Here is a 20295-nt window from a genome sequence, read left to right as displayed (position 1 = left end):
GCTGAAGTCCCAGCAGCCGTGGCCGCGCAGCGTGAACGGGTCGAAGTACTCGCGGAACCCGGAACGCGCCACCATGGTGATCATGCCGTCGGCGAGCGGGCCGGCCAGGTCGGGGCGGCGGTCCTTGAGCCCCTGCCAGACCAGCCAGCAGAGGTTGATCCAGCTCGGGCCCCGCCAGTAGCGGACCGGGTCGAACTCCGGCGCCGACGGCGAGAAGCTGGGCAGGACGCCGTCCTTCAGAGCGAACCGGTCCAGCGCGGTCGCGATCAGCGTCTCCGCGATCTCGCCCGGCAGCCCGGTCAGCAGGAGCGGCGTCAGCCCGGCCGCGCTGGCCGAGGGGATCAGGTATCCGGTGTTCACGTCGCGGGGCTGGAAGAGGCCGCCGTCGTAGAGGTGCTCGACCATGGCCGCGGTGATGGCGGACGCCTCACGCTCGTGCGGCTCGGGGTCGAGGCCGATCTCCTCGGCGATCATGGCGAGCGCCTGCTCGGCCACGCCGTACGCGGTGTTGAACAGCGGGTCCTCGACGTGGAACGCACCGGCCCGCCGGTAGCCGGAGTCGCGGTAGGCCTTGGCGAGGGCCACGTAGCACTCGTAGTCGCGGTCGGTGGGCCGCTCGTCGGCACTGACGGCGTCGATGTCCCTGCGCACGAACCCGGTGGGGCGTTCCTGCACACTCTGGAGCGGCAGATCCCAGGCGGGGCTGTTGTCCATGCCCGATTCCCAGGGGTGCACGATCGAGATGAGGCCCTCGGGCGAGCGCCTGGCCGTGCGCAGGAACTCCTGCTGGGCCACCAGCCGCGGATAGATCCGGCGAAGGAAGGCGGGGTCCGGCTCGGCCAGGTGTGTCTTCCACGCGGCCAGCGCGTGGACGGGCGGCTGGATGATCCCGGAGGTCGCGCTCCCCGAGGGCGCCCGGGTCTGCCAGAAGTCGGGGCCGGGGAAGTACGCTCCGTCGGGCACCTTCGGGTTGAACACGATGTGCGGCACCCGCCCGTCGCGCCACTGGGCGCCGAACAGGCTCAGCAGCTCAGACCGGGCCCTTCGAGGAGCCCAGCGGGCGTGGCCGATCGCGATGAAGGCCGAGTCCCAGCTCCACTGATGCGGGTAGAGCCGGCGGGAGGGCACCGTGTAGCTGCCGTCCCAGTTCGCCACGAGGACACGGATGGCGTCGCGCAGCATCACAGGAACTTCCTCACGAAGGCCGCGGTCTGGGGCAGGACGATCTCCGGCTCGCCGCGCAGGCGGCATTCGAGCGCCAGGTAGCCGTCGTAGCCGAAGGCGTCGAGCGTGGCCAGCTGCGCGCCCCAGTCGAGGTGACCGGTGCCCGGCTGGTTCCTGTTGGACTCACTGATCTGCATGTGCGCGATGTGGGGGGCGGCCTCGGCCAGCGCGCGACAGGGGTCGTCCTCCTCGATGTTCATGTGGTACGTGTCGCCGACGACCCTGATCGAGTCCATGGCGCAGTAGGAGACCGCGTCGGCGAGCGTGTTGACCATGTGGTTCTCGTACCGGTTGAGCGGCTCCAGCATGATCAGCACACCGTTGCGCTGTGCGTGCTCGCCCAGGATGCCCAGCGCCTCGGCGAGCACCTCGCGGTCCTCCTCCGGACTGCGCGGCGGCACGAACGGCGGCAGCCGCAGGGAGAACTGCCCCCACGAGGCCGGGGTCATCACACCGATGCCGCCGAGCTCGCCGATCACCGTGAGCTGGGAGCGGAGCTGCTGGATGGCGTCCTTACGCTTGGCCGGGTCGAAGTCGCCGATGAAGTGCGGCATGTCCACGCATACGGTCGGCATCACCACGCCGTCCGCCAGCGCCCGCTTGAACTCGGTGAGCCGCCCCGCGAAGTGGAAGTCCCCCTTCCCACGCAGCTCGATGGCGTCGAAGCCGGCATCGACCGCGAACGCGAACTTCTCCTGCAGCGTGCGGCCGGGCAGAAGCTGCTCCTGTACGGCGAGCTTCACGGTTCACTCCTCGAATTGGAAGACGAGCTGGAGCACTTCGGACTGATGCTTGTCGATGAGGTCAAAGGCCTCGGCGGCCCGTTCGACGGGCACGACATGGCTGATGAGCTCGGCGACCTCGATCTCGCCCCGGTGCACGAGCTCCATGAACGTGCGCTGCAGGCGCTCGACGTCCCACCGGTGCGCCAGCCACGAGGCGACACCGCCGATCTGGGAGGAGACGAGCTGGACCTGGTTGTGGTGGAACTCCTCGCCCAGCCGCAGCCCGATGCCGTCGCCCTGGTAGAAGCCGGCGGCGACGACCCGGCCGCCCTTGCGCACGGTCCTGATGGCCTCGTGCAGGCCGAGGTGGCTGCCACTCAGCTCGATGACGGTGTCGGCGCCCTCGACCCGCTTGCGCATGAACTCGGCGACCGAGCCCGACGCGATGTCGAACGTCTCGGCGGCGCCGAACTTCCTGGCCAGCTCCAGCCGGTCGGGGATGGCGTCGGCGGCGACCACGCGGGCGCCGCTGAGCACGGCGAGCCGGGTGGCGAGCAGTCCGATGACGCCCTGCCCGAAGATCGCGACCTGGTCGCCGAGGTGCACGTCGGCGGCGTGGACGGCGTTGAGCGCGATGGCGCCCACGCGGGCGAAGACGCCGCTGATGGGATCGGCGCCGGGCGGCATCACGTGGCCGACCAGCTTCTCCGCCGGCACGACGGCTTCGGCGCGGTGGCCCCAGATGCCCCACACGAGCGCGCCGATGGGGGGATCCGCGACGTCGGGCGCCGCCTCCACCACCTCGCCGACCTCCTGGTATCCCCAGCCGCTCAGCGGGTAGGCGTGCGTCTGACCCTCGACGAACAGCCGGCGCTCGGTGTCCCACTTACGGCTGAGGTAGGGGTTGGTCCCGCGATAGGCAGTGAGTTCGGTGCCCGCCGAGACGCCGGAGTAGAGCGTTCTAACGCGGACGGAGCCCGGGACGAGTTCGGCGGGCGACTCCAGGCCGACGCGGACTTGGCCTGGCTCTTCAAAGGTGATGACGCGCATTCCCCAACACTTACGCTTAATGATCAATCAAAAGACAAAGCTTTATGGCTTGTTTGCATACGATAGTTGCGCCCGTAACACTCTTAAGTCTACGTCTTCCGCCGGGGGCTGCTGATGCAATTGGGGTTTCTGACCGCGTGTCTTGTGGAAAGTGACCTTACCGACGTCGCACCCTGGGCCTCCGACCAGCACCTCAGGGCCCTGAAAGCGGCGGATTGGATGCCGCCGGGTGGCAAAGGTCATATTCAGGTAGATCGTTTTGACGCGGCTGAATGTGCACCATTTCGGGGCATCTCACCGAAACCGGCCAGCGCTTTTCTCGATCACATACTACGAGAACAAGGTGCGTCCTCCGGCCAGCCCGGACGTGAATGCGCACGTCGGACGGCGTTTTGGCGTAGCCGCCGCACTCCGTTCCTGCACGGTGGACCTCTTCGCGGGAGCGACCCCGGAGGGACCCTGCGCAATGACCTGGAACGCGCCACCGACATCGGGGCGCCCTCACGAGGCACGCCAGGCGGCGCAACGTGGATCGTCGTTGAGAACCGCGTGATGAAGAACTGGCGACCCGATGGGGCAACGGAGCCACAGAGAGGGTACAGACCGGTCTCGGTATCGCCTACCGCACGTTGCGCCATCTGATCCCGGGTAGGGGCGGCATATCAACGAGAAACCTGCTCGCCAGACTGCCGCCCCACTGTCGTTCCTGGCCGAGACCGTAGCGGCAGTCCGTTTCGCAGGTTTCTCATTGCCCCCAACCAGAGGAGCGTGCCATGCCGAAGAAGGTAACCGCCGTCCTCTCCGTCGCACTGCTGGTGGCCGCCACGCTGACGGCCTGCGGTGACGACGGCGGCGAGCAGCCGGCCGCAGCCAACAAGATCAGGGTCTGGACCGAGGAGAACCTCGAGGACCGGATGGCCGTGCAGAGGCAGATCGTCACCGAGTTCACCCAGAAGACCGGAGTCCAGGTGGAGCTGGTCGCCATGGCCGAGGACCAGTTCAGCCAGGCGATCACGGCCGCCGCCGCGGCGGACGACCTGCCCGACGTGATCGGCGCGCTGCCCCTTGCCGCCGTCCGCGAGCTGGAGACCAACGAGCTGCTCGACACCGAGACACCGGGCAAGGTCGTGGACCAGCTCGGCAGGGACTCGTTCTCGGCGCGGGCCCTGGAGCTCAACACCTCGGGAGGCCAGCTGCTCGCGGTGCCCAGCGACGGATGGGCGCAGCTGATCCTTTACCGCAAGGACCTGTTCGACAAGGCCGGGCTGCAGCCGCCGGACACGTACGAGGCGCTGCAGGCGGCGGCCCAGAAGCTCAACACGGGCGGGGTCGCGGGCATCACGCTGGCGATCGCGCCGAAGGACTCGTTCACCGCGCAGAGCTTCGAGCACGTGGCGCAGGCGAACGGCTGTCAGCTGGTCGACAATTCCGGAAATGTCGCCCTGGACTCGCCGGCGTGCGTGCGGGCCTTCGAGTTCTACGCCAACCTGGCCAAGAACTACTCGGTCAAGGGCAAGCAGGACGTCGACACCACCCGGGCCACGTACTTCTCCGGCAAGGCGGCCATGATGATCTGGTCGTCGTTCATCCTGGACGAGATGGCGGGGCTGCGTAAGGACGCGCTGCCGAGCTGCCAGGAGTGCCGCGAGGACCCCGAGTGGCTGGCCAAGAACACCGGCGTGGTGACCGCGCTGAAGGGGCCCGACGGTAGCGCGCCCGCCCAGTACGGCGAGATCGTCTCGTGGGCGATCACTCGTGACGCGGCCAAGGACCCGGCCGCCAAGTTCGTCGCGTACATGATGAACGAGGGCTACGAGCGCTGGATCGGCATGGCGCCCGAGGGCAAGTTCCCCACCCGCACCAACCTCGCCGAGCAGTGGAACAAGCTGCCCGCCGGGGTCGACTCCAAGAAGCCACTGGCCGACATCTACCCGGCGGACGTGCTGGAGTCCCTGCGCAAGAGCCCGGACACGTTCGCGCGCTGGGGGATCCCCCAGGGACAGGGCAAACTGGTCGGCGCCACCATGGGCGAGCTGCCCGTGCCCAAGGCGCTGAGCGGGATCGTCGACGGCTCACTCACCCCGCAGGCCGCCGCCACCCAGGCCAAGGCCGACGTGGAGACGATCAAGCGCGGGATCCGCCAGTGACCACCACCCGTAGTAGACCCGCGGTTCCGCTGCACAGACCGCGACGAACGGGGTGAGGCCATGAGCAGAGTGCGGACGCTGCGGCAGCAGGAGGGACGCGCGGGGCTCGTGCTGATCTCGCCGACGCTGATCATCACGCTGGTCGTGGTGGTGGTGCCGCTGCTGTGGGCGATCATGCTGGCGTTCCAGGACGCCCGGTTGATCAATATCCGGCGCGTGGGGATCTTCGGCAACTACACGCTGGAGAACTTCACGTACGTGATCTCCGAGCCGGGCTTCTGGTCGTCGCTGGTCAACACCCTCGTCTACACGGTGGCGGGGACGGCGTTGTCGATCGCGATCGGGCTGGTGGCGGCGCTGGCGCTGCGGGACAGGTTCGCGGGCCGCACGGTCGTCAGGGCCTCCATCCTGATCCCGTACGTGGCGCCGGTCGTGGCCGTGGCCTTCCTGTGGGAGACGATGCTCAACCCCCAGTACGGCATCGTCAACACCTGGCTGGACGAGCCGATCGCGTTCCTCACCCAGGCCAACGGCGAGTTCCTGGGCATCCAGGTGCCGGTGGCGCTGCTGACGGTGATCGCGTTCGAGGCGTGGCGGTATTTCCCGTTCGCGTTCCTGTTCATCCTGGCCAGGCTGCAGGCGCTGCCCAAGGAGCTGGACGAGGCCGCGGTGATGGACGGGGCCACGCCCACCCAGCGTTTCCGGTACGTGATCATGCCGCAGCTGTGGCGCATCATCGCGTTGCTCTCCGTGCTGCGGTTCGTGTTCACGTTCACCAAGTTCGACGACGTCTACCTGCTGACCGGCGGCGGGGCCGGCACCGAGGTCGTCAGCGTGCGGGTCTACAACTTCCTGACCGCCCGCGACGACATCGGGGCCTCGGCCGCGCAGGCGATCGTGCTGGCTGTCGTGCTCGTCGTGTTCCTGATCATCTACCTGCGGTTCTTCGGCGGAGGTGAACGCGACCAATGAGCAGGGACAGCTTTGAACGGATCCTCTTCCGGTGTCTGAAGCCGCTGGTGATCCTGGCGCTCTTCGTGGTCACCGCGTTCCCGTTCTTCTACATGGTGATGTTGTCGGTCCGCGACATCCAGGAGCTCATCCTGGAGCCCGGCTCGCTCTGGCCGACGAGCTTCACCCTCGACACCTACGTGAACGTCCTGACCAGGCAGGGCTTCGTGACGTTCATGCGGAACAGCGCGATCATCGCGGTCGCGTCGGTGGCGTTCACGCTGCTGATCTCGATCCCGGGCGCGTACGCGGTGGCGCGGCTGCGTTTCTTCGGGCGGCGGCAGGTGCACTTCCTGTTCCTGGCGGTGTACCTGTTCCCGGCGATCGTGCTGGCCATCCCGCTGTTCGTGCTCTTCACGATGCTCGGGCTCCGAGGGTCCCTGATCGGATTGATCCTCGTGTATATCGCGCAAACGGTGCCTGTCACGGTATACATGCTCCGCAACTACTTCGAGACCGTGCCGCAGAGCGTAGAGGAAGCGGCCGCGATCGACGGGTGCACGAGACTGTCGACCATCTGGCGGGTGGTGCTGCCGCTCTCCAAGCCCGCGCTGATGGCCACCGGCCTCTACGCCTTCATGATCGCGTGGAACGAGTTCCTGTTCGCCCTGCTCTTCCTGGTGGATCGGCGGGACAGCTGGACCGTTTCCCTAGGGCTTTCACAGCTCGCGGGAAGCATAGAGATCCCGACGACGGTCCTGATGGCCGGGTCGGTGGTGCTCACGCTGCCGATCGTGATCGTGTTCTTCGCCAGTGAACGACTGCTGACGGAGGGCCTCACGGCAGGAGCCGAGAAGGGATAGACCATGCTGACGGCAGGGCAGATCCTCCAGCTCATCCGCCATGGCACCTGCCGTACGCGCAAGGAACTCATCGAGTACACCGGTCTGTCCCGGTCGACGATCACCGACCGGGTCGACCGGCTCATCGACGCCGGATACATCCACGAATCCGGCGTCGGCGCCTCCGGGGGCGGGCGACCGCCCTCGGTGCTCGACGTGGACGCCACCAAGCGGCTGATGCTGGTCGCGGACCTGGGCGCCACGCACGTCCGGGCGGCGCTCACCGACCTGGCCGCCCGGCCGCTGGCCGAGGAGAGGACCGAGATGCGCATCGACCTCGGGCCCGAGGCCGTGCTGTCGTGGGTGCGGCAGGCGTTCCAGCGCATGCTCGACCGGCACGGGCGGCCCGCCGCCGAGGTGTGCGGCATCGGGCTCGACCTGCCGGGCTCGGTGGACCACACCAACGGGCGGGTGATCAGGTCGTTCCTCATGCCAGGGTGGGACGACCATCCGGTGGGCGAGGCCATGGGGGCGGTGTACGACGTGCCGATCCTGGTGGAGAACGACGCCAACGCGATGGCCCTGGGCGAGTGGTGGTCGTCCTGGCGGGAGACCGACGCGCTCATCCTCATCAAGGTCTCGACCGGGATAGGCACCGGCATCATCCTCGACGGGCAGATTTACCGCGGCGTCGAGGAGGCCGCGGGAAACATCGGGCACGTACGCATTCGCGAGGGCGACGACCGGGTCTGCACCTGCGGCTCGCGCGGCTGCGTCGCCTCGCTGGCCAGCGGCAACGCCCTCGCCACCGACCTCGGCCAGGAGTCCAGCCGGGACGTGGTCCGGCTCGTGCAGGCCGGCGATCCCACGGCCATCGCCCGCACCCAGGAGGCGGGGCGGACCTTGGGGATCGTGCTGGCCACCGCGGTCAGCCTGCTCAACCCCGGCGTGCTGGTGCTGGCCGGGGACATGGCGGAGACCAGGGAGCACTACCTGACCGGGATCAGGGAGATCGTCTATCGCCGCAGCCTGCCGTACACGACCAGGAACCTGGAGATCGCCACCTCGACGCTGGGCGACCGGGCGGGGATCGTGGGCATGGCGGTGATCGTCATGGAGCACGTGCTCTCCCCCGCGTCCGTGGACGCCGCGCTGGCCGAGTCCGAGCCGGACGCGGTGAACTGACCGCTCAGCCGAGGTCTCGCCGCAACAAGGCGGCCGCCTCGACCAGCGAGGGGCCGTACCAGGTGAGCAGCCGCCCGCTGACCAGGGCGCATGTGCGGCCGGGGAAACATTCGGGGCCGTCCGTCGCGGAGAAGGCGTAGGGCTCGTCGGGCAGGACCACGAGGTCGGGCCGGAGCTCCACCAGCTCCGGAAGCGGGATCTTGGGATAGCGCTCGGCGTGGCCGGCGTACAGGTTGTCGACGCCGAGGTGCTTGAGCACGTCCCCGGTGAAGGTGTCGCGGCCGACGACCATCCACGGACGCCGCCAGATCGGGATGATCGCGGTCCGTCGGGGACCCGCCGCCGCCGCCCGCCACGCCGCCTCCGCCGCGTCCAGCCAGGCCGGGCGGTCCGTCCGGCACGCGTACCTGAACATCCGGTCCAGCGAGGCGAACGCGTCCTCCAGAGTTTCGATCCTGGTGACCCAGACCGCGAGGCCGGCCGCGCGCAGCGCCTCGAGGTCGGCCGCGCGGTTCTCCTCGGCGTTGGCCAGGACGACGTCGGGCCTGAGCTTCCTGATCGCCTCCAGGTCGGGGTTCTTGGTGCCCCTGACCCTGGTCACGTCGAGGTCGGCGGGGTGTGAGCACCAGTCGGTGGCCCCCACCAGCGCCTCGGGCACGGTCGCCGCCACCGATTCGGTCAGCGACGGCACCAAGGACACGATTCGCCCCACGGTCTCGGGGACCGCCACGGGCATGCCGAGGTCATCCATATCAGAAGCCTAGATCTGCGGATAAGACCGTCCTGATGTCGGTATAGATCCGTAGAATCACGCCCGAAAGATCATTAACATGTGATCGGGGGGATGCGGTGGAACGGGAGTCACGCGGATTCGATCCGGACACGCCTAACGTTGCCCGGCTCTACGACTACTTCCTCGGGGGCAAGGACCACTTCCCTGCGGACAGGGAGGCCGCGGAGCGGATCTTGAGAGTGGCTCCCGAAGTGCGGGCCGCCGCCCGGGCGAACCGGGCGTTCCTCACGCGAGCCGTGCGGCACCTCGCCGGAACCGGTGTGCGGCAGTTCCTCGACATCGGCACGGGGCTGCCGCGGCGGGAGAACGTGCACCAGATCGCGGGCGACGGCTCCCAGGTCGTCTACGCCGATGTGGACCCGGTGGTCATGGTGCACGCGCGGGCGTTGCTGGCCGGTCAGGGCGGCACGACGGTGGTCCGGGGCGATCTCCGCAAACCTCACGAGATCCTGGACGACCCGGAGGTCGCGCGGGCGATCGACTTCGGCCGTCCCGTGGGCGTTCTGCTGGTGGCGGTCATGCACTTCGTCGCCGAGTCCGAACGGCCGCAGGAGATCATCGCCACCCTGCGCGAGGCCATGGCGCCCGGCAGCTATCTGGTCATGTCCCACGGCACCAGCGACGCCCGTGCCGCCGCCGTGGCCACCACCACCGACGTCTACAGGAGGGCCAGCGCCCCGCTCACGCTGCGCCGCCGGACGCGGATCATGGAGCTCTTCGACGGGTTCGAGCTGCTGGACCCCGGCCTGGTCTGGCTGCCCGAGTGGCATCCCGAGCAGGCCGACACCGTCGACTTCACCGACGGCCCGGAGTCGTCGCTGATCCTGTGCGGCGTGGGCAGGAAGGACTGAGGCGTGGACGTCGGGCTGGCGGTGCCGCAGTTCGGCAGGTTCGCCACGCTGGGCAGCGTGGTCGACGTGGCACGGAAGGCCGAGGAGATGGGGTTCGCCGGTCTGTGGGCCGGCGACCGGCTCATGACGCCGCTGCGGCCCCGGGACCGCTATCCGGGCGGTGGCGGCATCCCGGAGGCGCACCGGGTGTTCCTGGACCCCTTCGCGGTGTTGTCGGTGGCCGCCTCGGTGACGTCCACCGTACGGCTGGGCACCAGCGCGCTGAACGCCTGCTGGTATCCACCGCCCGTCCTGGCCCGCTCCCTCACCACGATCGACCACCTCAGCGGCGGCCGGCTCGCCGCCGGCCTGGGACTCGGCTGGTCCTCCGACGAGTACGCCGCCGCCGGCGTGCCATGGAAGGACCGGGCGAAGCGGTACGAGGCCACCCTGGACGCGCTCGAAGCGATCTGGACCACCGACCCGGTGTCGTTCGAGCACGAGTTGTGGACGATCGCACCCAGCCACATCGAGCCCAAGCCGGCCCGCCGCCCGCCGCTCTACCTGGCCGGCTTCTCCGAGCCGGCGCTCCGCCGCATCGGGCGCCGGGCCGACGGCTGGCTGACCGGCCCGCTGCCCGTTCCCATGCTCACGGCGATGTGGCGGACGGTGTGCGAGACCGCCGAGGAGGCCGGCCGCGACCCTGGGGCGCTGCGTATGGTCATGCGCTGCAACCCGGTCGTGACCGACCAGGGCAGGCCGCCCAGGAGCGGCACGGTGGCCGAGATCGCGGCATATCTGGCCACCGCGGCGGAGGCCGGGGTCCACGAGCTGATCCTGGACCTCCAGCACACCGCCACGAGCGACCAGCACCTGCTGAAGCTGGCCGTGGACATCAGATCCCGCCTGTGAGTGCTACTTGAGCGCGCTGAGGGCGGCCTCGTAGTCGGGCTCCTGCGTGATCTCCGGCACCAGCTCGGAGTAGACCACGTTGTTGTCGCCGTCGACCACCACCACCGCACGCGCGGCCAGCCCCGCCAGCGGCCCGGACTCCTGCGCCACGCCGTAGTCGGTCAGGAACTCGCGGCCGCGCATGAGCGACAACATGGTCACGTTGTCGATGCCCTCGGCGCCGCAGAACCGCTTCTGCGCGAAAGGCAGGTCGGCGGACACGCAGAGCACCTCGACGCCGGGGTGATCGGCGGCCACCTGGTTGAAGCGGCGCACCGAGGCCGCGCAGACGCCGGTGTCGACGCTCGGGAAGATGTTGAGCACCTTGGTCGCCTGGCCGAAGTCCTCCAGGGAGCGCTCCGCCAGATCGTTGCCCACCAGGCGGAACGCGGGCGCGCTTTCGCCGGCCTGCGGGAAGGAGCCGCCCACGGTGATGGGGTTGCCCTTGAAAGTGACGTCGGACATGAAAGCCTCCTCGTTAGCGATGCGCCAGATCACGGATCTTATCCGCGCGGGTCAGGCCCAGTCGTTCCGGGCGGCGTGCCAGCCGAGCTGGGCGCGGGTGCGAACCCCCGCCAGGTCCATCAGCGCCCGCAGCCGCCGCTGGAGCGTGCGCAGCGACAGGTCCAGCTGTCCCGCCACCGCCTCGTCGGTCAGCCCCGACAGCACCAGCCCGAGGATCTTCCTGTCCAGCTCCGTGACCGAGGACTCCTGCTGCTCGTCGAGGGCTCCCGCGGCGTCCAGGCGCAAGGGGTACGCCTGCTGCCACGCCGCGTCGAACAGGGCCTCGACGGCGGCGAGCAGCCCGCTGCGGTGCAGGAGGACGGCGGCGGGCTCCCCGCCGGGCTCGGTGGTCAGCGGTACCAGAGCGAGCTCGCCGTCGGCCATTATCAGCTTGATGGGCAGTTTGTCGGCCACCCTGACGTGTACGCCCCTGCGCAGGGAGTCGATCGTCTCGGCCACCGCCCCCGGACCGGCCAGGAGCTCGCGCTCCACCACGACGAAATACTCCACCCCGCGATCCACGGCCTGGTTCTCGCCCGTGTTGTCACCCGGAGGGACCGCAACGAAGGGCGCCGTGGAGAACGAGCGCACCCGCTCGCGCGCCGCCGCCTGGATCTGCAGGAAACGCTGCCGTACCGCGGCCACGCCGGTCACCACCTCGATGAGATCACCGGCGACGCGGTCGGTGGCGGCCGTCCTGTGCTGCTCGGCCAGTGCCGCGATGGCGAGCTCCGCCGTCCGGAGCTCCTCCCTGCGTGTCGTCAGCAGGCCGCCGAGCGCGACCGCGGGTGGTGCGGCGACGTACCGGACGGACAGGTCCGCCGAGCGTGAGACCAGGCCGCGGCCGATCAGCACGGCGAGGTCCTCCTGCACGGAGGCGAGTGGCCGGTCGAGAGCGGCGGCGAGGTCGTCCGGGGCGCGGGGGCCGTCGATGAGGAAGCGGTAGACCGCGTCCTCACCCGCGGTGAGGCCCAGCGCCTCGAGCACGCTAGCCGTCTCCCTCTGCTCGCCGGAAACGCCCATCAGTATGGGAGAGAAAGCAGGGCCGAAGGAGATCAATCCCCCTTCGGCCCCCAATCGTGACTGCACGGTTATTTAGCTCACGATCGCCCGGATGATCTCCTGGCTCACCGTGTTGCCCTTGGCGTCCGCGGCCGTGGCCTTCAACGACAGCGAGCCGCCCCGGACCACGGTGCTCCACCCGCCCGCGCCGTCCGGCCTCAGAGTGGCGGGCTGCCAGGACGCGCCGTCGTCGTAGGAGACCGACAGCGTGGCCTTCGTGGCCTTGCTCGCCCCGTCCAGCCACTCCTGCGTGGTCGCCGACAAGCCGATCTTGACGGTCGGCCCGGCCGGCTTGACGTCGTAGTCCAGTTGCATCATGGGGATGTCGGTGCGGTAGACGCTGCCGGCCGGAGGCTTGGCCGACACGAAGCCCCACTCGGTGTGGGTGCGCGTGGACGTCGGCCAGAGCTGCGGATCCCGGTTCACGTCGAGCGTGACGCGGTAGGGCGCCGCCTCGTCAGGCAGGCCGCTCCAGGCCGCCAGCGCGCGACCCTTCGACTTCTTGATCAGCTTGTCACCCTGGTAGAGCGCGATCGACATGGTGGCGTACTCGTCACCGCCGCCACCCGAATGGCCGGGCGTCCCGTCGCTCAGCGGTGGGATGTTGAGCTGCATCCCGCCGCCGTTCTCGCGGAACGGCCCCCAGTACTCCGTGCCCAGCCTGGGCCGCACCACAGGCGAGAACCATTCGTGCGTGACCCGCTGCTCCGGCCGGTAGACCTGGGGCTGCTGGCGCATCTCCCAGTCGTCGCCGATGGAATGGGTCTCGTACCAGCGGTAGCCGCTGCCGGTCGTCACCCATTCCGTGCGCTCGGCGGGGAAGTACTCGCGCTCCCTGAACCCGATGGCCGGGCCCCAGCCGTCCTGGAGGTTGTAGCGGAAGCCGCCGCCCTCCTGGCCGGTGGTGGCGCCGTGGTAGACGCCGCGCACCTGGGCCAGGTGCCGCGGGTGGTAGGCCAGCTCCCGGTCGGGGACGCCGCCCTTGTGCAGGTCCACCAGGTCGTACAGGTAGGAGGCGTAGCGCTTCTGCGTGACCACGACTGTCTTGCCCACCAGGCCGGCGGCGCTGTCGCGCGGGATCAGCACGACCGGGATGGGCAGTTCCTCGCCATACCACTCATAGAGCAGTCCCGGCTGGTCGTTCACGACGACCAGCAGCTTCGCGCCCGCCGCGATCGCCTGCTGAGCCCGTTCCTCGGTACTCACCTCGGCGCTGCGGGTGACGATGACGGCCTTGCCCTTGGCGTCGATGCCCGCGTAGTCCTGCGCGGCGCCCTTGCCCGCGGCGACCGTCGTGAGCGACGTGCGGCCGTCGGTGAGCGTGGTGCCGCCCTGCACGGTCGTGATCAGCGAGTCGATGGTCAGCGAAGGCTCGCCCATCCGCCACCGGGTCAGGTAGTCGAACGAGCCCTTGGTCACCTTCTCGGTCGGGGAGACGTACACGCTCTCGTACCAGATGGGCAGGATGTAGCCGAGCCTGACCGGCCTCTTGTCGGGGATGGCCCTGAGGAAGTCGAGCTGCATCTGCCGGCGTTCGGCGAGTTCGGGGGTCGTGACGCTCGCCGGGTTGGCCCGGCTCGCGTCGAGCACGACGTCCGTGTTCCGGTCGAGCGTGATCTCAGGGTCGGTGAGCAGCGCCATGCCGCGCGCGTCGGCCCGCTCGCCCGCCACCTCCAGCAGCGAGTAGGCCGTGTACGTGGAGGGCGGCAGGCGCAGCGTCCGCTCGCCGCCCACTGCGTAGACCATCATGCTGCCGTCGGAATCGGCCAGCACGACCTGTCCCGTGGCGGGCCGGCCGGCCCTGTCGCGCAGCTTGAGCGTCAGGTCGTACAGCTCGCGTTCCTTGACCGCGCCGAACGACGTGCGGACGACGGTCTGCCCCGAGGTGGCGGTCACCAGGCCGGAGACCGTCGTGCCGGAGTCGAGCCTCGCCGGGTCGATGGTGAGCGTGGCCTCGGCGGTGCCGTGCGCGGGGACGGTGAGCTTCGCCGCGGACAGACTCGCCGCGTCGGAGCCGGTGACGGCCAGGTCGAGGGTGATCTCGGCGTCGCCGTCGTTGCGGTAGGCGATCGTCCTGGCCGTCTTGGGGTCCTCGGCGGCGTGCGGCCAGTCGTAGAAGGCCGTGGGCAGCGAGCCCGTCGCGGTGACCGCCGCGCCGACGGCCGCGGCCACGTCGAGCCGCCCGGCCCCCTGCTCGAACGGCGTGTACGGCAGCGCCTTCGCCGAGCTCATCAGGGCGTCCTTGACCTGCTGCCCGGTCCAGTCCGGATGCCGCTGGGCCAGGATGGCCGCCGCGCCCGCGACATGCGGGGTCGCCATGGAGGTGCCGTCCAGCTTCCAGTACGGCCCGCTGGCCTCGTCGTTGTACGACGAGTGCGCCGCGTTGATCCCCACGCCAGGAGCGGAGATATCCGGCTTGAGGCCGTATGTCCGGTCCAGCGGTCCCATGCTGGAGAAAGCGGCCCGCTTGTCTGCCTTGTCCACCGCGCCCACGGTCAGCGCCGAGGCCGCGGAGCCGGGCGCGCCTATCGTGCCCGCGCCGTAGCTGTTGCCCGCCGCGATCACGAACAGCGTGCCGTGCTGCTTGGACAGGTTGTCCACCGCCTGGGCCATCGGGTCGGCGCCGCCGTCGGGCACGTCACTGCCCAGGCTCATGCTGACGACCTTCGCCTTGGCCGCGGCCCACTCCATGCCCGCGATGATCCAGGAGTCCTGGCCGTAGCCGTTGTCCGCGAGCACCTTGCCGATGAGCAGGTCCGCGCCGGGGGCGACGCCCTTGTTCACGCCGTCCGAGGCGGCGCCGGTGCCCGCGACCGTGGAGGCGACGTGGGTGCCGTGGCCGTTGACGTCCTTGACCTCCTCGCCGGGCACGAAGCTGGCGGACTCCGTGATGCGGCCCTGGAGGTCGGGGTGGGTGCCGTCGACGCCGGTGTCGAGCACGGCGACCTTGACGCCCTTGCCGTCGTAGCCGGCGGCCCACGCCTGCGGGGCGCCGACCTGCGGCACACTCTCCTTCAGCGAGACCTTGGCCTTGCCGTCGAGCCAGACCTTGGCGATGCCGCCCGACCTCGCGGCGGGGCCGGCGATCGTGTTCCAGAACGGGCGCGGATCCGCCCCGACCTGGAGTGCCGCACCCTTGACGCTGGGCAGCGGCCTGACGACCTGGGCGCCGGTCATCGAGCGCGGCGTGGGACCCGAATACGTGACGATCACCGGCGGCGTACCGCGGTAGCCCATGGCCGCCAGGCCGGCGACGTCGAACAGCCGCCGGTCGAGCCGCTCGGCCGCGATCAGCGGCACGGCCTCGTCCGGCAGGACGTAGACCTTCCCGTCGGCCTGGAGCACCTGGACGCCGCCCTGCGCGCCGTCCGGCCGGTCCACGGTGACGGTGTCCTGGTCGCCGGGGCCGTCCACGTAATGGACCCGGTCGCCGGTGATGAGGGTGATCTCCGTCTCTTGGAGCGCGGGATCCCGGGGCGTCGGCTCCCGGGAGTCCGCGTGCGCGGCCGTCGGCGCGGCCAACGCCGTCGCCGCGAGCGCTGCGGCGGCCAGCGTTCTGGCGGGGAAATTGAGGGGCATGGGGTGGATTCCACCCTTCCCGCCATGCCCCCGGGAAGGTCATCCACGTGGCGGGAACCCGCCCTGGCGGGAGCCCGTCAGGCAGTGCGAGCGAGCAAGGTCTCCGGGACCGCCACGACCATCGTGGACCCGGGCCCGGTCTGGCTGCCCGAGTGGCATCCCGAGCCGGCCGACATCATCGACTTCCCGGACGGCCCGCAGGCGTCGCTGATGGTGTGCGGCGTGGGCAGGAAGGTCTGGCCGCCCGGGGCGCGGCGCCCCGGGCGCTCATGAGAGTTACTTGAGCGCGTGGAGCGCGCCCTCGTAGTCGGGCTCCTGGGTGATCTCCGGCACCAGCTCGGAGTAGATCACCTTGCCGTCACCGTCGAGCACCACCACCGCACGCGCGGCCAGCCCGGCCAGCGGCCCGGACTCCTGCGCCACACCGTAGTCGGCCAGGAACTCACGGCCGCGCATGAGCGACAACATGGTCACGTTGTCGAGCCCCTCCGCGCCGCAGAAGCGCTTCTGGGCGAACGGCAGGTCGGCCGACACGCAGAGCACCTCCACGCCGGGGTGCTCGGCGGCCACCTCGTTGAAGCGCCGCACCGAGGCCGCGCACACGCCGGTGTCCACGCTCGGGAAGATGTTGAGCACCTTGGTCTTGCCCGCGAAGTCGGCCAGCGTCTTCTCGGACAGGTCGGTGGCGACCAGGCGGAAGTCGGCGGCGCTGTCGCCGGTCTTGGGGAAGGTGCCCCCAACGGTGATCGGGTTGCCCTTGAAGGTGACGTCGGACATGAGCCCTCCCATAAACGTTCGTTCCCCGGCTGATGATCCTATCGGCGCGGGCTCATGCGGCTTCAACACGGGCTCAACAGAAACTCAACTCGCCCGGCCCTACCGTCCTCTCGTCCGGAGAAAACAGGGAGAGAGGAAACAACGACATGTCCCTTCGCACGTCACTGGCAGTGCTGACCGTCGCCGGCGCCGCGTCGCTGGGTCTGGCCGCCGCGCCCGCGCAGGCTGCCACGCTCGGCAACGTCCCCGGCTGCGTCAGCGTCTGGTCGGCCAACGGGAAGGTCACCAAGACCGGCTACGCGTACAACGGCTGCACCTACCGGGTGAGGATGAGGATCGTCTGGGCGTGGGCGCCCGACGGTGCGTGCACGACCGTGAACCCCGGGCGGCAGATCTGGAGCCAGAAGGCCCGGGGCCACCGCTTCGACGGCGCGAAGACCTGCTGACGTCACACGTTGCGCCGATACTGACCGCCGGCCTCGAACAGGGCATCGGTGATCTGGCCGAGCGAGCAGACGCGGGACGCCTCCATCAGCACGTCGAACGCGTTGCCGTCCGACATGGCGACCTCACGCAACCGGGCCAGTTGCACGGGAGCCTCGGCCCGGTTCCGCTCATGGAAGTCACGCAGCCGGTCGAGCTGTGACCGCTTCTCCTCCTCGGTCCCCCTGGCGAGCTCCAGCTTCTGCGGCTGGGGCTCGTCGGCGTGTTCCTTGTGGAACGTGTTCACGCCGACGATCGGCAGGGAGCCGTCGTGCTTGCGCATCTCGTACAACATGGACTCGTCCTGGATCTTGCCGCGCTGGTAGCCGGTCTCCATCGCGCCCAGCACGCCGCCCCGGTCCGACAGGCGCTCGAACTCGGCGAGCACCGCCTCCTCCACCAGGTCCGTCAGCTCCTCGATGATGAACGAGCCCTGCAGCGGGTTCTCGTTCCTGGCCAGGCCCCATTCGCGGTTGATGATGAGCTGGATCGCCATGGCGCGGCGGACCGAGTCGGCGGACGGGGTGGTGACGGCCTCGTCGAAGGCGTTGGTGTGCAGGCTGTTGCAGTTGTCGTAGATGGCGATCAGGGCCTGCAGGGTGGTGCGGATGTCGTTGAAGTTCATCTCCTGGGCGTGCAGGGATCTGCCCGAGGTCTGGATGTGGTACTTCAGCTTCTGCGAGCGCTCGGCGGCTCCGTACCGCTCGCGCATGGCCACCGCCCAGATGCGGCGCGCCACCCGGCCCAGCACGCTGTACTCGGGGTCCATGCCGTTGGAGAAGAAGAACGACAGGTTCGGCGCGAAGTCGTCGATCTTCATGCCACGGGCCAGGTAAGCCTCCACGTACGTGAACCCGTTGGCCAGGGTGAAGGCCAGCTGACTGATCGGGTTCGCGCCCGCCTCGGCGATGTGGTAGCCGGAGATCGACACCGAGTAGAAGTTGCGCACGCCGTTCTTGATGAACCACTCCTGGATGTCGGCCATCATCCGCAGGCTGAACTCGGTGGAGAAGATGCAGGTGTTCTGGCCCTGGTCCTCCTTGAGGATGTCGGCCTGGACGGTGCCCCTGACGGTGGCCAGCGTGCGGGCGCGCACCTCGGCGGCCTCCTCGGCGGACGGCTCGCGGCCCTGCTCGGCGCGGAAACGGTCGAGTGCCTGGTCCACGGCGGTGTTGAGGTAGTAGGCCAGGATCGTGGGGGCGGGACCGTTGATCGTCATGGACACCGACGTGTTGGGCGCCGTCAGATCGAACCCGTCGTAGAGCACTTTCATGTCGTCGAGGGTCGCGATCGAAACCCCCGAGGTGCCGACTTTTCCATAAATGTCGGGACGGAGGTCGGGATCGTGGCCGTACAACGTCACCGAGTCGAACGCCGTCGACAGCCGGGTCGCGGGCTGGCCCTGCGACAGCAGCTTGAAGCGCCGGTTGGTGCGGAACGGGTCGCCCTCCCCCGCGAACATCCTGGTCGGGTCCTCGTCGTCACGCTTGAACGGGAACACGCCGGCCGTGAACGGGAACATGCCCGGCAGGTTCTCGGCACGCAGGAAACGCAGCAGGTCGCCGTGGTCGGTGTAGCGCGGCAGGGCCACGCGGGGCACGCGGTTGCCCGAGAGCGTCTCCCGCCAGAGCGGGGTGTGGATCTCGCGGTCGCGTACCTTCACGACCAGCTCGTCGGCCGTGTAGCGCTCCTTGACGGCCGGCCAGGTGTCGATCAGCGTGCGGCTCTCGTCGGTGAGCTCCCGCTCGGCCTGGGCGTGCAGGTCCTTCAGCCGGTCGTCGTCCATGAGCTGCTGGACGGCGGCCAGCTGCTGGCGGCGTCGCGCCACCTCCGCCTGGGCCAGCGTCTCGGCATGGTACGCGTGGACGGTCTCGGCGATCTCGGCCAGGTAGCGGGACCTGGCGGGCGGCACGATCGCCGTCGACACCTGCGAAGTGCGCCCCGATACCTGCGGCAGCAGGCCCGGGCCCGCGTCCTCCAGTAGGAGGCCCTTGAGGTGGTGGTAGAGGGCCGTGACGCCGGCGTCGTTGTAGCGGGCGGCGATGGTGCCGAAGACCGGCATGTCCTCCGGCCTGGCGCCGAACGCCTCGCGGTTGCGTACGAGCTGGCGGCGCACGTCACGCAGGGCGTCCTCCGCGCCGCGCCGCTCGTACTTGTTGATCACGACCGCCTCGGCGAAGTCCAGCATGTCGATCTTCTCGAGCTGCGAGGCCGCGCCGAACTCGGGGGTCATCACGTAAATGGGCACGTCCACGTGGGGAACGATCCCGGCGTCGCCCTGGCCGATGCCCGGCGTCTCCACGATCACCAGGTCGTAGCCGGCGGCCCGGCAGGCGGTGATCACGTCGTCCAGGCAGGCGGGCACCTCGTTGGCGGCGCCCCTGGTGGCCAGGGAACGGAAGTAGACCTGGGGGCCCAGGCTGTTCATGCGGATGCGGTCGCCGAGCAGCGCCCCGCCGCCGCGCCTGCGGGTGGGGTCGATGGCAATGACCGCGATGCGCAGCTTGTCGTCGTTGTCGACGCGGAACCTGCGTACCAGCTCATCGGTGAGGGAGGACTTGCCCGAGCCGCCCGTGCCCGTGATGCCCAGCACCGGCACGTGCCTCTCCGCGGTCAGCCCCTCGAACCCGCGGCCGCTCTCGATGAGCGTGATCGCCCGGGCCAGCGCCGCCTGGTCGCCCGCGACCACCGCCTCCACCGCGGGCGGGTCGCCCAGCTCGACGTCGCAGTCCTCGATCAGCTTGTTGATCATGCCGGGCAGGCCGTACCGCTGGCCGTCCTCGGGTGAGAAGATGCGGGCGACACCGCGCGAGTGCAGCAGCTCGATCTCCTCGGGCACGATCACGCCACCGCCGCCGCCGTACACCTTCACGTGCCCCGCACCGCGCTCACGCAGCAGCTCCACCAGGTACGTGAAGAACTCGACGTGCCCGCCCTGGTAGGAGCTGATCGCCACGCCCTGGACGTCCTCCTGGATGGCAGCCGTGACGATCTCGTCGACCGAGCGGTTGTGCCCGAGATGGATCACCTCGGCGCCTTGCGACTGGAGGATGCGCCGCATGATGTTGATCGCCGCGTCATGGCCGTCGAACAGGGCCGCGGCGGTCACGAAACGGACTGGGTTCACCGGTACGTGCACGCCTGATCACTCCTTTGTGAGGGGCTCTCTCTTCGAAGATACTAGGACGTCCT

16 protein-coding genes and 1 pseudogene are annotated in these 20295 nt (G+C 69.5%); 8 read left to right on the top strand and 9 right to left on the bottom strand.

Annotation, left to right across the window (positions count from 1 at the left end; translation table 11 throughout):
• Positions 1–6 precede the first annotated feature (6 nt).
• From ETD86_RS59920 to ETD86_RS06020, 3 genes and pseudogenes are all read right to left on the bottom strand, one after another.
• A pseudogene (locus ETD86_RS59920) lies at positions 7–1182 on the bottom strand (MGH1-like glycoside hydrolase domain-containing protein); the annotation flags it as partial.
• Positions 1182–1967 carry a sugar phosphate isomerase/epimerase family protein gene (locus ETD86_RS06025; protein WP_138665098.1) on the bottom strand — a complete coding sequence of 262 codons (786 nt, stop codon included), beginning with the start codon at positions 1965–1967 and terminating at the stop codon, positions 1182–1184. The pseudogene ETD86_RS59920 and the gene ETD86_RS06025, both read right to left, overlap by 1 nt.
• A 3-nt stretch (positions 1968–1970) precedes the next feature.
• Complete coding sequence (locus ETD86_RS06020; RefSeq protein ID WP_138665097.1) at positions 1971–2999, bottom strand: zinc-binding dehydrogenase; 1029 nt, start codon at positions 2997–2999, stop codon at positions 1971–1973.
• A 773-nt stretch (positions 3000–3772) separates the two neighbouring features.
• On the opposite strand from ETD86_RS06020, the gene ETD86_RS06015 reads away from it, so the two are divergent.
• From ETD86_RS06015 to ETD86_RS06000, 4 genes are read left to right on the top strand one after another with little or no spacing between them, the layout of a single operon-like run.
• Complete coding sequence (locus ETD86_RS06015) at positions 3773–5146, top strand: ABC transporter substrate-binding protein (RefSeq protein WP_138665096.1); 1374 nt, start codon at positions 3773–3775, stop codon at positions 5144–5146.
• 60 nt (positions 5147–5206) lie between these two features.
• Complete coding sequence (locus tag ETD86_RS06010) at positions 5207–6118, top strand: carbohydrate ABC transporter permease (RefSeq protein WP_138665095.1); 912 nt, start codon at positions 5207–5209, stop codon at positions 6116–6118.
• Positions 6115–6960, top strand: coding sequence for a carbohydrate ABC transporter permease (locus ETD86_RS06005; protein WP_138665094.1), 846 nt, complete (start codon positions 6115–6117; stop codon positions 6958–6960). The genes ETD86_RS06010 and ETD86_RS06005 overlap by 4 nt, the downstream gene beginning before the upstream one ends.
• Positions 6961–6963: 3 nt before the next feature.
• A complete protein-coding gene (locus ETD86_RS06000) occupies positions 6964–8124 on the top strand; it encodes an ROK family transcriptional regulator (RefSeq protein WP_138665093.1) in 1161 nt (386 codons plus the stop codon).
• Positions 8125–8128: 4 nt separating this feature from the next.
• Here the strand turns inward: ETD86_RS06000 and ETD86_RS05995 are convergent, their stop codons facing one another.
• Positions 8129–8875, bottom strand: coding sequence for a helical backbone metal receptor (locus ETD86_RS05995; protein WP_138665092.1), 747 nt, complete (start codon positions 8873–8875; stop codon positions 8129–8131).
• A 98-nt stretch (positions 8876–8973) separates the two neighbouring features.
• Here ETD86_RS05995 and ETD86_RS05990 point away from each other — a divergent pair, with 98 nt between their 5' ends.
• Entirely contained in the window at positions 8974–9768 is a 795-nt protein-coding gene (locus ETD86_RS05990) for an SAM-dependent methyltransferase (RefSeq protein WP_138665091.1), read from the top strand.
• Between the two features lie 3 nt (positions 9769–9771).
• Positions 9772–10659: a TIGR03619 family F420-dependent LLM class oxidoreductase gene (locus tag ETD86_RS05985; protein ID WP_138665090.1), complete on the top strand. Its 888-nt coding sequence runs from the start codon at positions 9772–9774 to the stop codon at positions 10657–10659.
• Positions 10660–10662: 3 nt separating this feature from the next.
• On the opposite strand, the gene tpx (ETD86_RS05980) is transcribed toward ETD86_RS05985, so the two are convergent.
• The 3 genes from tpx (ETD86_RS05980) to ETD86_RS05970 form a co-directional block, all read right to left on the bottom strand.
• The gene (gene tpx / locus ETD86_RS05980; protein WP_138665089.1) at positions 10663–11163 is read right to left on the bottom strand and encodes a thiol peroxidase; all 501 of its coding nucleotides are present in this window, start codon (positions 11161–11163) and stop codon (positions 10663–10665) included.
• Positions 11164–11214: 51 nt separating this feature from the next.
• The gene (locus ETD86_RS05975) at positions 11215–12189 is read right to left on the bottom strand and encodes a helix-turn-helix domain-containing protein (RefSeq protein WP_138665088.1); all 975 of its coding nucleotides are present in this window, start codon (positions 12187–12189) and stop codon (positions 11215–11217) included.
• Between the two features lie 108 nt (positions 12190–12297).
• Positions 12298–15843: a S8 family serine peptidase gene (locus ETD86_RS05970; protein WP_138665087.1), complete on the bottom strand. Its 3546-nt coding sequence runs from the start codon at positions 15841–15843 to the stop codon at positions 12298–12300.
• A gap of 84 nt (positions 15844–15927) precedes the next feature.
• Between ETD86_RS05970 and ETD86_RS05965 the strand changes: the two genes are divergently transcribed.
• Positions 15928–16116 (top strand): hypothetical protein, encoded by a 189-nt coding sequence (locus tag ETD86_RS05965; RefSeq protein WP_138665086.1) that lies wholly within the window; start codon positions 15928–15930, stop codon positions 16114–16116.
• 3 nt (positions 16117–16119) lie between these two features.
• On the opposite strand, the gene tpx (ETD86_RS05960) is transcribed toward ETD86_RS05965, so the two are convergent.
• Positions 16120–16620, bottom strand: coding sequence for a thiol peroxidase (gene tpx, locus ETD86_RS05960; protein ID WP_138665085.1), 501 nt, complete (start codon positions 16618–16620; stop codon positions 16120–16122).
• Between the two features lie 146 nt (positions 16621–16766).
• On the opposite strand from tpx (ETD86_RS05960), the gene ETD86_RS05955 reads away from it, so the two are divergent.
• Positions 16767–17066 (top strand): hypothetical protein, encoded by a 300-nt coding sequence (locus tag ETD86_RS05955; RefSeq protein ID WP_138665084.1) that lies wholly within the window; start codon positions 16767–16769, stop codon positions 17064–17066.
• A gap of 2 nt (positions 17067–17068) precedes the next feature.
• On the opposite strand, the gene icmF is transcribed toward ETD86_RS05955, so the two are convergent.
• Entirely contained in the window at positions 17069–20242 is a 3174-nt protein-coding gene (icmF, locus tag ETD86_RS05950; protein WP_138665083.1) for a fused isobutyryl-CoA mutase/GTPase IcmF, read from the bottom strand.
• Positions 20243–20295 lie beyond the last annotated feature (53 nt).

Origin of the sequence: Nonomuraea turkmeniaca (assembly GCF_005889735.1) — a bacterium.
Classification (GTDB): domain Bacteria; phylum Actinomycetota; class Actinomycetes; order Streptosporangiales; family Streptosporangiaceae; genus Nonomuraea; species Nonomuraea turkmeniaca.
The sequence above is the reverse complement of the archived record's forward strand: the minus strand, read 5'-3'. Positions and strand labels throughout refer to the sequence as shown.

Excerpts from the sequence above, each read along its gene's own strand:
- ETD86_RS06020 (WP_138665097.1), bottom strand. The coding sequence starts at position 2,999 with ATGCGCGTCATCACCTTTGAAGAGCCAGGCCAAGTCCGCGTCGGCCTG.
- ETD86_RS06015 (WP_138665096.1), top strand. The coding sequence starts at position 3,773 with ATGCCGAAGAAGGTAACCGCCGTCCTCTCCGTCGCACTGCTGGTGGCC.
- ETD86_RS06010 (WP_138665095.1), top strand. The coding sequence starts at position 5,207 with ATGAGCAGAGTGCGGACGCTGCGGCAGCAGGAGGGACGCGCGGGGCTC.
- ETD86_RS06005 (WP_138665094.1), top strand. The coding sequence starts at position 6,115 with ATGAGCAGGGACAGCTTTGAACGGATCCTCTTCCGGTGTCTGAAGCCG.
- ETD86_RS06000 (WP_138665093.1), top strand. The coding sequence starts at position 6,964 with ATGCTGACGGCAGGGCAGATCCTCCAGCTCATCCGCCATGGCACCTGC.
- ETD86_RS05995 (WP_138665092.1), bottom strand. The coding sequence starts at position 8,875 with ATGGATGACCTCGGCATGCCCGTGGCGGTCCCCGAGACCGTGGGGCGA.
- tpx (WP_138665089.1), bottom strand. The coding sequence starts at position 11,163 with ATGTCCGACGTCACTTTCAAGGGCAACCCCATCACCGTGGGCGGCTCC.
- ETD86_RS05970 (WP_138665087.1), bottom strand. The coding sequence starts at position 15,843 with ATGCCCCTCAATTTCCCCGCCAGAACGCTGGCCGCCGCAGCGCTCGCG.
- tpx (WP_138665085.1), bottom strand. The coding sequence starts at position 16,620 with ATGTCCGACGTCACCTTCAAGGGCAACCCGATCACCGTTGGGGGCACC.
- ETD86_RS05955 (WP_138665084.1), top strand. The coding sequence starts at position 16,767 with ATGTCCCTTCGCACGTCACTGGCAGTGCTGACCGTCGCCGGCGCCGCG.